General features: G+C 71.4%; 8 protein-coding genes. 4 read left to right on the top strand and 4 right to left on the bottom strand.

The annotated features are described in order from the left end of the window. Positions 1–123: 123 nt before the first annotated feature. From mreD to rodA, 3 genes are read left to right on the top strand one after another with little or no spacing between them, the layout of a single operon-like run. On the top strand, positions 124–606 hold the full coding sequence (gene mreD, locus E4F61_RS08510) for a rod shape-determining protein MreD (RefSeq protein WP_133479245.1): 483 nt from the start codon (positions 124–126) through the stop codon (positions 604–606). A gap of 10 nt (positions 607–616) precedes the next feature. After that, complete coding sequence (gene mrdA / locus E4F61_RS08505; protein ID WP_133479244.1) at positions 617–2,725, top strand: penicillin-binding protein 2; 2,109 nt, start codon at positions 617–619, stop codon at positions 2,723–2,725. Next, positions 2,722–3,831: a rod shape-determining protein RodA gene (gene rodA, locus E4F61_RS08500; RefSeq protein ID WP_238382858.1), complete on the top strand. Its 1,110-nt coding sequence runs from the start codon at positions 2,722–2,724 to the stop codon at positions 3,829–3,831. Before mrdA ends, rodA begins: the two co-directional genes overlap by 4 nt. Before the next feature lie 15 nt (positions 3,832–3,846). Here the strand turns inward: rodA and E4F61_RS08495 are convergent, their stop codons facing one another. From E4F61_RS08495 to E4F61_RS08480, 4 genes are all read right to left on the bottom strand, one after another. After that, positions 3,847–6,123, bottom strand: a complete 2,277-nt coding sequence (locus tag E4F61_RS08495) for a putative bifunctional diguanylate cyclase/phosphodiesterase (protein ID WP_238382861.1) — start codon at positions 6,121–6,123, stop codon at positions 3,847–3,849. An 84-nt stretch (positions 6,124–6,207) separates the two neighbouring features. Beyond that, on the bottom strand, positions 6,208–7,452 hold the full coding sequence (locus tag E4F61_RS08490; protein WP_133479242.1) for a multifunctional CCA addition/repair protein: 1,245 nt from the start codon (positions 7,450–7,452) through the stop codon (positions 6,208–6,210). Positions 7,453–7,454: 2 nt separating this feature from the next. Then, the gene (locus tag E4F61_RS08485) at positions 7,455–7,829 is read right to left on the bottom strand and encodes a PH domain-containing protein (protein WP_133479241.1); all 375 of its coding nucleotides are present in this window, start codon (positions 7,827–7,829) and stop codon (positions 7,455–7,457) included. Positions 7,830–7,865: 36 nt separating this feature from the next. Then, the gene (locus E4F61_RS08480) at positions 7,866–9,815 is read right to left on the bottom strand and encodes a lytic transglycosylase domain-containing protein (protein ID WP_238382860.1); all 1,950 of its coding nucleotides are present in this window, start codon (positions 9,813–9,815) and stop codon (positions 7,866–7,868) included. A 333-nt stretch (positions 9,816–10,148) separates the two neighbouring features. Here E4F61_RS08480 and E4F61_RS08475 point away from each other — a divergent pair, with 333 nt between their 5' ends. Continuing rightward, positions 10,149–13,043 carry a TonB-dependent receptor plug domain-containing protein gene (locus E4F61_RS08475; protein ID WP_133479240.1) on the top strand — a complete coding sequence of 965 codons (2,895 nt, stop codon included), beginning with the start codon at positions 10,149–10,151 and terminating at the stop codon, positions 13,041–13,043. Positions 13,044–13,099 lie beyond the last annotated feature (56 nt).

Below are 13,099 nucleotides of genomic sequence, written 5' to 3'. Positions count from 1 at the left end.
CGCGGGCACGACGCCGCCGTCCGCCGCGGCGCCGGCGGGGACGTCGACGCCACCCGCCGCGGCCGGGACACCCGCAGCGACGGGCGACCGCTCCCCGCCGCCCGCCCCGCCGGAGCGTCGCTGATGCGCTCGTATCCGCGCTGGACGCTCTACGCGAGCCTCGCCGTCGCGCTGCTGCTCGGCCTGTTGCCGCTGCCGGGTGCGCTGCAGCCGATGCGGCCGTTCTGGATCGGGCTCGTGCTCGCCTACTGGCTGATCGAGGACCCCGACCGCGTCGGCCTCGGGTTCGCGTTCCTGCTCGGGCTGGTCGGCGACATCGTCGACGGCGGGCTGCTCGGCGAGCAGGCGCTGCGGCTGGTCATCCTCGCCTTCATCGTGCAGCGCTTCCGCGCGCGCCTGCGGTTCTTTCCGGTCTCGCAGCAGGCGCTCACGATCGGCGCGCTGCTGGTCAACGACCGCATCGTCAGCGCCGGCCTGCACCTCGCGCTCGGCGAGCCCACGCTGCCGTGGGCGTACTGGGCCGCGCCGGCCATCGGCATGCTGCTGTGGCCGCTGGTGTTCCTGATCCTCGACGCCCTGCGCTTCGGCGCCTGGCGCCGGCGCTGAGGCCGCGACGATGGCACTGGTGCGGCCGCGCAGTCGACGGATGAAGAATGCCGGCGCCGAGGCCGCGCAGTTCCGCGCGCGGGCCTTCGTCGCGATGCTGTCCATCTCGCTCGCGCTGCTCGGGCTCGGCGGCTGGTACTTCCGCCTGCAGGTGCTGCAGCACGAGGACTTCGTGACGCGCTCGGAGGCGAACCGCATCAAGCTGCAGCCGATCGTGCCCGGCCGCGGCCTGATCTACGACCGCAAGGGCCGCATCCTCGCCGACAACGTGCCGGCCTGGCGCCTGGACGTGACGCCGAGCGAGGCGGGCGATCCGAAGACGTGGCTGCCGGGCCTCGCGCAGCGCGTCGCGCTCGCGCCCGAGGACATCGAGCGCTTCGAGCAGGCGCGGCACGCCTCGCGCGGATTCAAGCCGATCACGCTGAAGATGCGCGTCAGCGACGAGGAGGCCGCGCGCTTCGCGGTCGACCGCTGGCGCTATCCGGGCGTCGAACTCGTTTCGTATCTCAACCGCCGCTATCCCTACGGCGAGCTGACCGCGCACGTCGTCGGCTACGTGGGCCGCGTGGACGTGGCCGACGCGAAGAACCTCGGCCCCGGCTTCGACGCGCTCACCCACATCGGCAAGACCGGGCTCGAGCGCGCCTACGAGGACCGCCTGCGCGGCAGGATCGGCTACGAGAAGATCGAGACCAACGTGGAAGGCCGCCCGCTGCGCACCGTGGGCCGCGTGCCCGCGCAGCCGGGCACGGATCTGCGCCTGTCCATCGACATCGACCTGCAGCAGGCGATGGTCACCGCGTTCGGCGACATGGACGGCGCGGCGGTCGCGGTCGACCCGCAGACCGGCGACGTGCTGGCGATGGTCTCGCTGCCGTCGTACGACGCGAACCTGTTCGTCAACGGCATCACGCACGGCGCGTACAAGGCACTGACGACCAACCCGTCGCGCCCGCTGTTCAACCGCCCCGTGCTCGGCGGCGGCCCGCCGGGCTCGACGGTCAAGCCGCTGGTGGGCCTCGCCGGCCTCGACAGCGGGCTGCGCACGCCGGCGTCGGCGGTGTTCTCCACCGGCGAGTTCCACATTCCCGGCCAGCGCCGCGGCTATCGCGACGCGCACGGCGGCGCGGGCTGGACCGACCTGCGCAAGTCGATCGCACAGTCGGTGAACTTCTACTACTACAAACTCGCCTACGACATGGGCATCGAGAAGTTCGATGCGTACATGCGCCGCTACGGCTTCGGGCAGAAGACCGGCATCGACCTGCTCGGCGAGAACATCGGCATCGTGCCGTCGCCGCAGTGGAAGGCCAAGCGCAGCAAGGACCCGTGGTACGCGGGCGAGACGGTGATCGCGGGCATCGGGCAGGGCTACTGGGTGGCGACGGTGCTGCAGCTCGTGCGCGGCACCGCGGCGATCGCCAACGGCGGCGCGCTGCATCCGCTGCACCTGGTGATGGCCACGCGCGATGGCTACAACGGCCCCTGGCGCGCGACGCCGCACCCGGCCGGCCCGCGCATCACGCCCAGCGAGGAGCACCTGCGCGCCGTGCAGGAAGGCATGGTCGCGACCGTGCACGGCGGCGGCACCGCCGCGATGATCGGCCGCGGCATGCCGTACCTGATGGCGGCCAAGACCGGCACCGCCCAGAAGGTCAGCCGCCGCGGCAACGTGAGCAGCGATCCGCACGCGCTGCCGTACAACCTGCGCCACCAGGCGCTGTTCGTCGCCTATGCCCCGGCCGACAACCCGCGCATCGCGATCGCGGTGTCGGTCGAGCATGGCGGCTACGGCGCGTCGTCGGCCGGCCCGATCGCGCGCAAGGTCTTCGACGCGTGGCTGCTCGGCAAGATGCCCGAGCCCGCCGAGGGCGTGATGCGTTCGCCGCAGGGCGGCGCGCCGCTGGATTACGTGCCGCCCGCGGACGTCGCGCCGACGGCGGCCAAGCCCGCGGCCGCGCCCGCGAAGCCCGCCACGCCCGCGCCGAAACCGGCCCCGCCGCCGAGCGACGACGAGACCATCACCGTCGCCGCGCCCACCGTCGCGCAGGCGCGCGGCCAGGCCGCCGCGCGCAAGGCGTTGGCGACGCTGCAGGCCCTGCAGGCGGACGCGCGATGATCCTGCTGCGCTGGCTGTTCGACATGGGCCTGCGCTTCGCGCGCACGCTCGACCTGCCGTTGCTCGGCGCGCTGCTCGCGCTGATGGCGATCGGCCTGGCGGTGATCTACAGCGCCGGCGACGGCTCGACGCACATGGTGATCGCGCGCGGCGCGCACTACGGGCTCGGGCTGGCCGCGATGTGGGCGATCTCGCGCATCCCGGTACACCAGCTGCGCAACTGGACGCCGTACGTGTACGGCGTGTCGATCGTGCCGCTGCTGGTCGTGCTGGTGATCGGCAGCGGCAAGCACGGCAATCTGTGGATCAACCTCGGCGTCTTCTATTTCCAGCCCTCGGAAGTGCTCAAGCTGAGCCTGCCGATGATGGTCGCCTGGTATCTCAACCGTCGCCCGTTGCCGCCGAACCTCAAGGTGACGCTGGTGGCCGCGACGATCATCGCGGTGCCGACGCTGCTCATCCTCAAGCAGCCCGACTTCGGCACCGCGATGCTGGTCGCGCTCAGCGGCGCGTTCGTGCTCTACCTCGCCGGCCTGTCGTGGTGGTGGTTCGCCGCGGCGGGCGCGGGCGTGGCGAGCGTCGCGCCGGTCGCCTGGTTCTTCCTGCTGCGGCCCTACCAGAAGGACCGCATCCTCACGTTCCTCAATCCCGAATCCGATCCGCTGGGCGCCGGCTGGAACATCATCCAGTCGAAAATCGCGATCGGCGCGGGCGGGCTCACGGGCAAGGGCTGGATGCACGGTTCGCAGTCGCACCTGAACTACCTGCCCGAGCACACCACCGACTTCGTGTTCGCGGTGCTGAGCGAGGAGTTCGGCTGGCTCGGCGTGGTGACCGTGCTCGCGCTCTACATGTTCGTGATCGGGCGCTGCCTGTGGATCGCGGTGGAAGCGCGCGACGGCTACTCGCGCCTGCTCGCCGGCGCGCTGGCGATGGCGTTCTGCGTCTACGTGATCGTCAACGGCGGGATGATCGCCGGCCTGCTGCCGGTGGTCGGCGTGCCGATGCCGTTGCTGAGCTACGGCGGTACGTCGGCGGTGTCGCTGCTCGCGGGGCTCGGCGTGGTGATGGCGGTGAAGGCGCACCGGCCCGTCTACGGCCGCTGACGCACGACGGCGCGGCTAGGCCTCGGCGTCGACCGCCGCGATGCACGCCTCCGTGGGCGCCGGCCGCGCGAACAGGTAGCCCTGGCCGAACACGCAGCCCAGCTCCGCGACCGCCGCGCGTTCGTCGCCGGTTTCGATGCCTTCGGCGACCACGTCCATGCCCAGTGCATGGGAGAGGTCGATCACCGCGCGCACCACCGACGAGGCCACCGACGTCGCGCCGGGCACGAGCCCGGTGATGAACGAGCGGTCGAGCTTGATCGTGTGGAAGCGGAAGCGGTGCAGGTAGCTCATCGACGAGTAGCCGGTGCCGAAGTCGTCGAGGGCGGTGAATACGCCGGCCGCGCGCAGGCGGTCGATGCACGCGCCGACGCGCTCGGGATTGTCGATCAGGGCGTCTTCCGTGATCTCGATGCGCACCTGCGACGGCCGCACGCCGTGCCGCTGCAGCAGCGCGAGCAGCCGCGCGTCGAGGTCGCCCGCGAGGAAATGCCGCGGCGACACGTTGAGGTGCACGTACTGGTCGTCGCGCAGCAGCGTCGGCACCGCGCGGCAGACCGATTCGTAGAGCTGCCAGTCCAGCGCCTCGAGCATGCCGCCCGCCTCGGCGACGCGAAGGAATGCGCCGGGCGCCAGGACGCCGCGCACCGGATGGCGCCAGCGCATCAGCGCCTCGTAGCCGGCCACCTCGCCGTCGGCGAGACGCACCACCGGCTGGAAGTAGGGCAGGCATTCGCCCCGCGCGAGCGCGAGCCGCAGGTCGCCCTCCATCGCCAGCAGGTCCATGGCCTGCCGGTGCAGGCGTTCGTCGAACAGCTCGAAGCCGCCGCGGCCCTTTTCCTTGACCCGGTACATCGCGATGTCGGCATCGCGCAGCAGTTCCTCGGGCGCGGTATGCGACGGGCTGCTCAGCGCGATGCCCACGCTGGCGCCGCTGAAGAGTTCCTTGTCGTCCACGCGCACCGGCTCGCGCAGCGATTCGATGAGCCGCTGCGCCAGGCGCACGGGCCCGTCGCTGCCGTCGACGCCGTGCATGATCACCGCGAACTCGTCGCCGCCGAGGCGCGCGACGATGTCCGGCGGGCGCAGGCAGTCCGAGAAGCGCCGCGCGACGGTGCGGAGCAGTTCGTCGCCCACCAGGTGCCCGACGCTGTCGTTGATCACCTTGAAGCGGTCGAGGTCGAGGAACAGCACGGCGAACCGCTGCGTGGGATCGCGCGCCTGCGTGGCCATCGCGCGCGCCAGGTGCTCGCGCAGGTAGGCGCGGTTGGGCAGGCCGGTCAGCGCGTCGTGCATCACCTCGTGCTGCAGGCGCTGCTCGACGTACTGGCGCACCTCGATCTGCTGCGCGAGTTCGCGGCGCTGCTGTTCGAGCCGGGCGAACGCATGCTTGCGATCGATCGCGGTGACGATGTGCGTGCCCACGTAGGCCAGCAGCTCGCGCTCCACCGGCGTGTACACCCCGGCGCGCTCGTAGCTCTGCACCACCAGCGCCGCGCGCACGCGTCCACCGCTGCTGACCGGCACGCCGAGCCAGTCCGCCGCGCCCGGGCCGATCACCGACAGCGGCCCGGACAGCTGCCGGTACAGCACCTCGGTGGCGCCCATCAGCGGCTGCGCGCCGCGGATCAGGTGCCAGGTCAGGCTGCCCTCGATCTGCGACATCGGATCGATCGCATCGGGGTCCTGCCAGTCCTCGTCGGCGGTGTCGGCGAAATAGATGACGCGGATCGAGTCGCTGTCCGCGTCGTACAGCGCGATGAAGAAGTTCTCGGCCTCCATCAGCCGGCCGACGATGCGGTGCAGGCCGGCGAGCATGGCCGGCATGTCGAGGTCCGAGCCCGCCATCTCGGTGATCTCGTACAGCGCGCGCTGCACGCGCTCGGCCTGCTCGAGGCTGGCGACGGCCTGGCGCAGGCGGTCCTTCTCGAGCGCGTTGGCGACGAACGGGCGCCACGTGGCTGCGTCGAGCGCCAGGTCCGCCGTCGCGACCAGCACCGCCCAGGCCGTGTCGTCGCCGGCCAGCTTGCTCGCGATCGCGTTGCCGCCGAGCGGTGCGGACGTGCCGGACGGCAGCGACGCCAGCGCGTGCGCGTCCAGCGGGACGACGGCGGGTCTCGGCGCGACCTGCACCGGCGCAGCCGGCGCCACCGACCACGCGAGCGTGGTGCCCGGCGGCAGGTCGCCGCAGGCATCGAGGCGCGCGGCGAGTGCGTGCATGCCGTCGGCCTGCAGCAGCGATGCCCAGTCCGGCGGCACCGGCGCGGACGCGGCTGGCGGCACGGGCTCCATGGCCACGTTAACGACCCGCCGGCCCGCGGGCTTGAGCGCGGGCGCGGAGCGCGCGCGACGCAGGCTGCGGGCGCGGTGCGCTGTTCAGGGGCGCTTTCCCGTCGCGCGCGCGATCGCCTGGATGCGCGCGCGGCGCAGCGCTTCGCCGAGCGCCGGACCCTGCAAGCCTTCGGCCGCGACCGCGTCGGCACGCACCGCGCGTGCGGCGTCGAGCGCCGCGACCAGCGCCGCGCCCTGGGGATACGGCACGTCCTCCAGCCCGAGGCGGCCGCGCTTGTCGGCCTCGCAGGCGAGCGCCAGCTGCGCGATGCGTGCGGGCTGGCGGAAGCCGTCGCAGCGCTGCAACAGGTCGTGCACGGTCGATGCGCGCAGGTCGTCGAAGCGGTGCACGTTGAGGTGCTCGCGACAGACGGCGACCGCGAGCTGGCGGTGCGCGGTCGGCACCTTCAGGCGGTCGCACAGCGCGCGCAGCGGCGCTAGCCCCGCCTGCTCGTGGCCGATGTGCTTGGGCAGCACGTCGGCGGGCGTGCAGGCCTTGCCGAGGTCATGCACCAGCGCGGCGAAGCCGATCACGTCGTCACCGGGTGCGAGCCGCGCGGCCATGTCGCAGACCATCTCCACGTGCACGCCGGTGTCGACTTCCGGGTGGTATTCCGCGCGTTGCGGCACGCCGTAGAGTGCCTCGACCTCAGGCAGGACCGCGCCGAGCGCACCCGCGTCGTGCAGCGTGCGCAGGAAGGCGGACGGCGCCGCGCTGGCGACGCTGCGGCGCAGCTCCTGCCAGACGCGCTCGGGCGTGAGCTCGGCGAGTTCGCCCGAGTCGGCCATCGTCCGCATCAGCGCCATCGTTTCCGGCGCGACGGTGAAGCCCATCGGCGCCAGCCGCGCCATGAACCGCGCCGCACGCAGCACGCGCAGCGGATCCTCGACGAAGGCCGGGCCGACGTGGCGCAGCACGCGCGCCTCGAGATCGCGAACGCCGCCCAGCGGGTCGACGATGTCGCCGGCCGCGCCGTCCTCGCGCACGATGCGCGCGATCGCATTGACGGTGAAGTCGCGGCGCTGCAGGTCCTCCTCCAGCGTCACCGAGGGATCGGCATCGACGACGAAGCCGCGGTAGCCGCGCCCGGACTTGCGTTCGGTGCGGGCGAGTGCGTACTCCTCGCCGGTGACGGGATGCAGGAACACCGGGAAGTCGCGGCCAACCGGCTTGTAGCCGGCGTCGAGCATCTGCTGCGGCGTGGCGCCGACGACGACGAAGTCGCGATCGCCCGGCTCGACGCCGAGCAGCGGATCGCGGACCGCGCCCCCGACGAGGTAGACCTGCATGCTCAGCGCGTGGCCTGCGCGAGGATCGCGATGATGTCGCGCGCGCCTGCGCCACGGCCGAGCGATCGCGTGATCGGCTCGGGCTGGCTCGAGACCCAGATCTTCAGGTCGCTGTCGAGATCGAAGTGGCCGGCGGTCTCGATCGAATACATCACGATCGCGCGGTACGGGATGCTCAGATAACTCGTCTTGCGACCGGTCACGCCCTGCTTGTCGACGATGATCATGCGGCGATCGGTGAAGACGATCAGGTCGCGCACGAAACCGAACGCGCGCTGCAGCGCTTCACCCTGCGCGAGCAGCGGGCCGAATTCCTCGTGCAGCCCGGCGATGTCCTTCTCGCCGGCGTGGCCGAGCAGCGTGTCGAGCAGTCCCATGGCGGTCTCCGCGGTGTCGAAGGCGCCAAGGATGCCTCAGCCGCGGCGCGCGGCGGGCTTCAGCGGCTGCGGCGCGGGCGGCGTGGTCGCCAGCGGGCACGTGAACGACGTGCGCTGCCCGTCGAACGCGCCGCGCAGTCGATCGCTCACGCGCAGCGCGTTGCCGGTCATGCGCCAGTCGTAGAGCACGCTGAAGGCGAGCACGCGGGCGACGTAGTCGCGCGTTTCCTTGTACGTGATCGTCTCGATCCAGAGATCGGGCTCCATCCCCGGACGCTGCGACTTCCAGCGCGCCAGCGGCGCCGGGCCCGCGTTGTAGCCGGCCAGCGTGAAGTAGGGCTTGCCCTCGCCGTAGCCGTCGAGCAGCTGCCGCAGGTAGGCGGTGCCGAGCACGATGCTGGTCTCCGGGTCGTACAGGCCCTGCTCGCCGTTCCACGGCAGGCCCGTCTTGGCCGCCATCGACGCGCCGGTGGACGGGATCAGCTGCATCAGGCCGATCGCGTTCGCGCCGGAGCGTGCGTCCGGATTGAACACGCTCTCGGCGCGGATCTCGGCCGCGACCCAGGCCGGATCGAGGCCGTTCTTCAACGCCTCGCGACGGATCGTCGCTTCGTGGTGGATCGGAAAGCGCAGCGTGTAGAGCCGCAGTTCCTCCGGATCTTCCTTGCCGAGCGAGAACACCGCGCGGTCGAACCAGCCGTGGCGTTGCGCGAGGTCCACCGCGGCGATACGACGGCTCGCATCGAAACGCGAGAGCGCGTCGTTCCATTCGGCGACCGCCCAGCCGTCGCGATCGATGTCGTACAGCAGCAGTGCGCGCTGCAGCGCCGGATCGCGTTCCACCGACGCGCGCATCGCCGGGGAATCGCCGGGAATCCACGGACACAGCGTGTACGGCTGGCCGAGGCGGTCGGCGGCGAGGAAGCCGTGGAACTCGGGCTTCGCCGCGGCGGTGCGATACGCGCGCTGCGCGCCTTCGCGGTCGCCGAGCATTTCCGCCATGCGGCCTTCGAGGTACTGCCAACGCGAATCGTCGTGCTGCGGCGAGGGCATCCTGCGGATCGCCGCGAGCGCGGCCGCCCAGTCCGAACGCGCGATCGCTTCGCGCGCGCGCCATTCGCGCAGGCGGTCGTCATACGACGCTTCGGGCACCGCGGCGAGGCGCTGCGCGGAACCCGGCTCGTACGACGACGCGGTCCACAGCGCTGACTGGTACAGCACGCGGCCCCGCTCGACGTCGGTGAAGCCGAGCGCGGGGCCGAACTTGGCGAGCTGCGCCTGCGCGTCCTGCGGCACCGACTTGGCGTAGCGGGCGAGACCGTAGGAGGCGATGCGGCGGCTGCGCTCGGTCTTCGGCCACGACAGCGCGCGGTCGTTGAGGGCCTCGACGAACGCGGCGTAGTCGTTGGCGAGCGCGGCGTCGGGCGCGGGCAGGCCTTTCGCCGCCGCGCGCATGACCGCCGGCTGCCAGGCCTCGGCGGCCTTGTCGAGACGCTCCCAGCGCATCTCGGGCGTGAGCCCGCCGCGCGCATCGAGCGCCGCGAACACCGGGTCGCACTGCGATGGCAGCGACTCGGCCGCGCCACGCCAGATCGCCTGTGCCTGCTGCGTCCAGTCGGCGTTCGTGCGGCCCAGCGCGGCCTCGGCCTGCAACCCGCTGCAGCGCAGCGCGGTGTCCTTGATCGTCGGCTTCCAGGCTGCGTCCACCGCCGCCCAGTCCTGGCGGCGCGTGGCCTCGGCCAGCCACTGCGCACGGAACGCTTCGCCGACGGCCTGCCCGCCGTAGCGCTGCAGGAAGGCATCGGCGCGCGCGCGGTCGAGCGACGGCAGCCCGCGGCGCAACCCGGCGTATTCGATCCAGCCGTAGAGCGGGTGGCGCACCAGGTCGGCGTTGGCGGCGGCATCGAACGTGCCGGCCTCGGCCGCGGCGATCGCCGCGCGCACGCGCGCGAGCTGCGGGTCCGCCTTGACCGGTGCGGTGGGCATCGCCGGGGCCACGGGCGGGGCGACCGTCGCGGCCGCTTCCGGAGGCGGCATCTGCGCACAGGCGGGCAGGGCGCAGGCGAGCACGAGGGGAACGAGCGACGGCAACGACGGGGGACGTAGGCGCATCCGCCGACTATAGCCACGGGATCTGAACGCGCTGTCGTCGCCGCGTGCGCCGGTCGGCGGGCCTTGGGAGCGCCGCTTATCGGCCGCCGGAAGTCATTCTGAAGTCCGGCGCTTGTGGGCGTTTCACCGAGCGTTTACAAACGCCTCACGCCGCAGGAAAACCACAGCGGCGGGCCTGCTTGAGCATTTCTTACGGAGAGAGAAGTCATGAAAGCACCGCGTCGCCAGACGTTGGCGAAAGCCATCCAGTTGTCCCTCCTCGTCGCCATCCCCGGCCTCGCCGCCGCGCAGGAGACGCCGCCCCGCGCCGACCCGGCCCGCCAGCTCGACACGGTCACCGTCACCGGTTCGCGCATCCGCCAGGCCGACAAGGTCACCAGCCAGCCGGTCGCGGTGATCACCCGCGCGCAGATCGACCAGAGCGGCGCGACCTCGATCGGCGACTTCCTGCAGGAACTGACCGCCAGCGGCAAGGCGCTCAACGCGAAGTTCAACTCGTCCGGCAACTTCGGCTACCCGGCGAGCGGCGGCGGCATCGGCGCCGGCTCGGCGCAGGTCGACCTGCGCAACCTCGGCAGCCAGCGCGTGCTGGTGCTGGTCGACGGCATCCGCTGGGTCAACGAGTCCTCCGCGTCGGGCGTGAGCGGCAGCGCGGACCTCAACACCATCCCGCTCGCGATCGTCGACCGTATCGAGGTGCTCGAGGACGGCGCCTCGGCCATCTACGGCTCCGACGCCATCGCCGGCGTGGTCAACATCATCACCAAGAAGAAGTTCGACGGCGTGCAGCTGCATGCCAAGGCCGGCAGCTACGGCCACGGCGGCGACGACACCGAGGCCGACATCACGATCGGCGGCAGCACCGAGCGCTTCAGCGGCGTGTTCAGCGCGGCCTTCGTCGACCAGCGCGGCATCAGCTCGAGCGAATGGGAGCAGTCGTCGATGCCGGTGCCGGGCGCGGGCATCGGCGCGGGCAGTTCCGCCACGCCGCAGGGGCGCTTCACGTTCTGCGATCCGCGCATCGCCACGCCGGGCACGCCGGGCTACTGCGACGCCGCCGGCAACGACTGGTTCGACCTCACGCTCAACAACGGCGCATTGCCGAACTACAACGGCGGCAACCCGACCGCTGCGCCCGGCACGTACCACAACTGGAGCGGTGCGGATCGCTTCAACTTCGCGCCGTACAACCTGCTGCTCACGCCGAGCAAGCGCAAGTCGCTGTTCGCGAGCACGCGCTACGACATCAGCGACGCGTTCTCCTTCCACGCCAAGGCGCTGTACAACAACCGCGTGTCGACCAACCAGGCCGCGCCCGAGCCGATCTTCGTCGGCCCGTTCGCCGGCACCGGCGGTATCGCGGACACGATCGTCATCGCGGCGAACAACCCGTACAACCCGACCGGCATCACCCTGGATCCGGCCACGAACTTCGGCTGGATCACCAAGCGCCCGCTCGAACTCGGCCCGCGCATCTTCCGGCAGGACGTCGACACCTGGTACGTGAACCTCGGCTTCGACGGCGCGTTCAGCACCGGCGCGCGCACGTTCGACTGGAACTTCGACTACGTGCATTCGGAGAACAAGGCCGAGCAGCGCTTCCAGAACGGCTTCAACGTGGCCAAGCTCAAGCTCGCGCTCGGCGACGTCAACGTCTGCAACGCGGTGCCGGGCTGCGTGCCGCTCGACCTGTTCGGCGGGCAGGCGCGCCCGATGACGCAGGCCATGCTCGACTACATCACCACCGACCAGCGCGACGCGAGCAAGCAGGTCCTCGACCTGTTCACCGCGAACCTCACCGGTGACCTGTTCGACATCGGCGATCGCCACGCGGGCTTCGCGATCGGCGCCGAGCATCGTCGCTACGAAGGCGAATTCAATCCCGATCCGCTGCGCCAGAGCGGCGAGTCGCAGGACTCGTTCGCCGCGCCGATCTCCGCGTCGTACCACGTCAACGAGGTGTACGCCGAAATGCTGGTGCCTTGGCTGGCGAGCCTGAGCACCGACATCGCGCTGCGCCGATCGGAATACTCGACGTTCGGCGGCGCCACGACCGGCAAGTTCGGCGTCCGCTGGCAGCCGATCCAGGACCTCGTGGTGCGCGGCACGTACTCCGAGGGCTTCCGCGCGCCGAACCTCGGCGAGCTGTACGGCCTGACGCAGTTCGGCGCGACGCTGGTCGATCCCTGCGGCCCGACCGGCAACCCCGGCGGCGCACCGCAGTACCGCCAGCGCTGCACGGCCGCGGGCGTGTCGCCGACGTTCGAGCAGGCCAACACGCAGATCACCACCTTCACGGGCGGCAACCCCAACCTGCAGCCGGAGAAGTCGAAGAACTACAACGTCGGCTTCGTGTGGTCGCCGGCCTGGGTCTCGGGCTGGGCGTCGCGCTTCGACTTCGAGGCCGACTACTTCCACTACAAGGTCACCGACGCGATCCAGGCGCCGGACATCCAGGCCCTGCTCAACGGCTGCTACGACGGCTCGATCACCGGGGCGGCGTGCTCGGGCTTCACGCGTGGACCGGGCGGCAACCTCAACCCGCCGACCGACTTCCTCGCCAACCTCGGCACCATCACCACCAGCGGCGTCGACCTGAAGGTCAACTGGGCGAGCCTGCCGATGGACTGGGGCCAGCTGACGGCCTCGCTGCAGTCCACGCACACGATCGGCTTCAGCGCGGTCGACATCGACGGCAACGCCACGCAGCAGGCGGTCGGCATCGAGGTCAGCGACAGCGCGATCCCGTCGTGGCAGTCGAACCTGCAGCTGGGCTGGAAGCTCGGCGACTGGAACCTGGGCTGGGACATCCGCTACATCAGCGCGGTCGACGAGTACTGCGGCAACGCCGCGACCACGCCGGCGACCGGCTGCCCCAGCGGCGAGGGCACGAATCGCCTCGGCGCGACCACCTACCACGACGTGCAGGCGGCCTGGAACCGCGCCTTCGGCATGGAGGGCATGAAGCTGTCGGTGGGCGTCAACAACCTGTTCGGCAAGGACGCGCCGGTCTGCGTGAGCTGCTCGCTCAACGGCTACGACGCGGGCACCTACGACCTGCCGTGGCGTTTCTGGTACGTGGACGTGCAGTACAAGTTCTGACGCGTCGATCGCCTCGCGGCGATGCACGGACGGCCGGCGGATCCCCGCCGGCCGTT

Source organism: Cognatilysobacter segetis (assembly GCF_004359965.1).
Classification (GTDB): Bacteria; Pseudomonadota; Gammaproteobacteria; order Xanthomonadales; family Xanthomonadaceae; genus Cognatilysobacter; species Cognatilysobacter segetis.
This window is presented reverse-complemented; position numbering and strand designations above follow the sequence as displayed.

Coding starts and splice junctions, on each gene's coding strand:
- E4F61_RS08485 (WP_133479241.1), bottom strand. CDS start 7,829: ATGGGACTGCTCGACACGCTGCTCGGCCACGCCGGCGAGAAGGACATC.
- E4F61_RS08475 (WP_133479240.1), top strand. CDS start 10,149: ATGAAAGCACCGCGTCGCCAGACGTTGGCGAAAGCCATCCAGTTGTCC.
- E4F61_RS08495 (WP_238382861.1), bottom strand. CDS start 6,123: ATGGAGCCCGTGCCGCCAGCCGCGTCCGCGCCGGTGCCGCCGGACTGG.
- E4F61_RS08490 (WP_133479242.1), bottom strand. CDS start 7,452: ATGCAGGTCTACCTCGTCGGGGGCGCGGTCCGCGATCCGCTGCTCGGC.
- mrdA (WP_133479244.1), top strand. CDS start 617: ATGGCACTGGTGCGGCCGCGCAGTCGACGGATGAAGAATGCCGGCGCC.
- mreD (WP_133479245.1), top strand. CDS start 124: ATGCGCTCGTATCCGCGCTGGACGCTCTACGCGAGCCTCGCCGTCGCG.
- rodA (WP_238382858.1), top strand. CDS start 2,722: ATGATCCTGCTGCGCTGGCTGTTCGACATGGGCCTGCGCTTCGCGCGC.
- E4F61_RS08480 (WP_238382860.1), bottom strand. CDS start 9,815: ATGCCCACCGCACCGGTCAAGGCGGACCCGCAGCTCGCGCGCGTGCGC.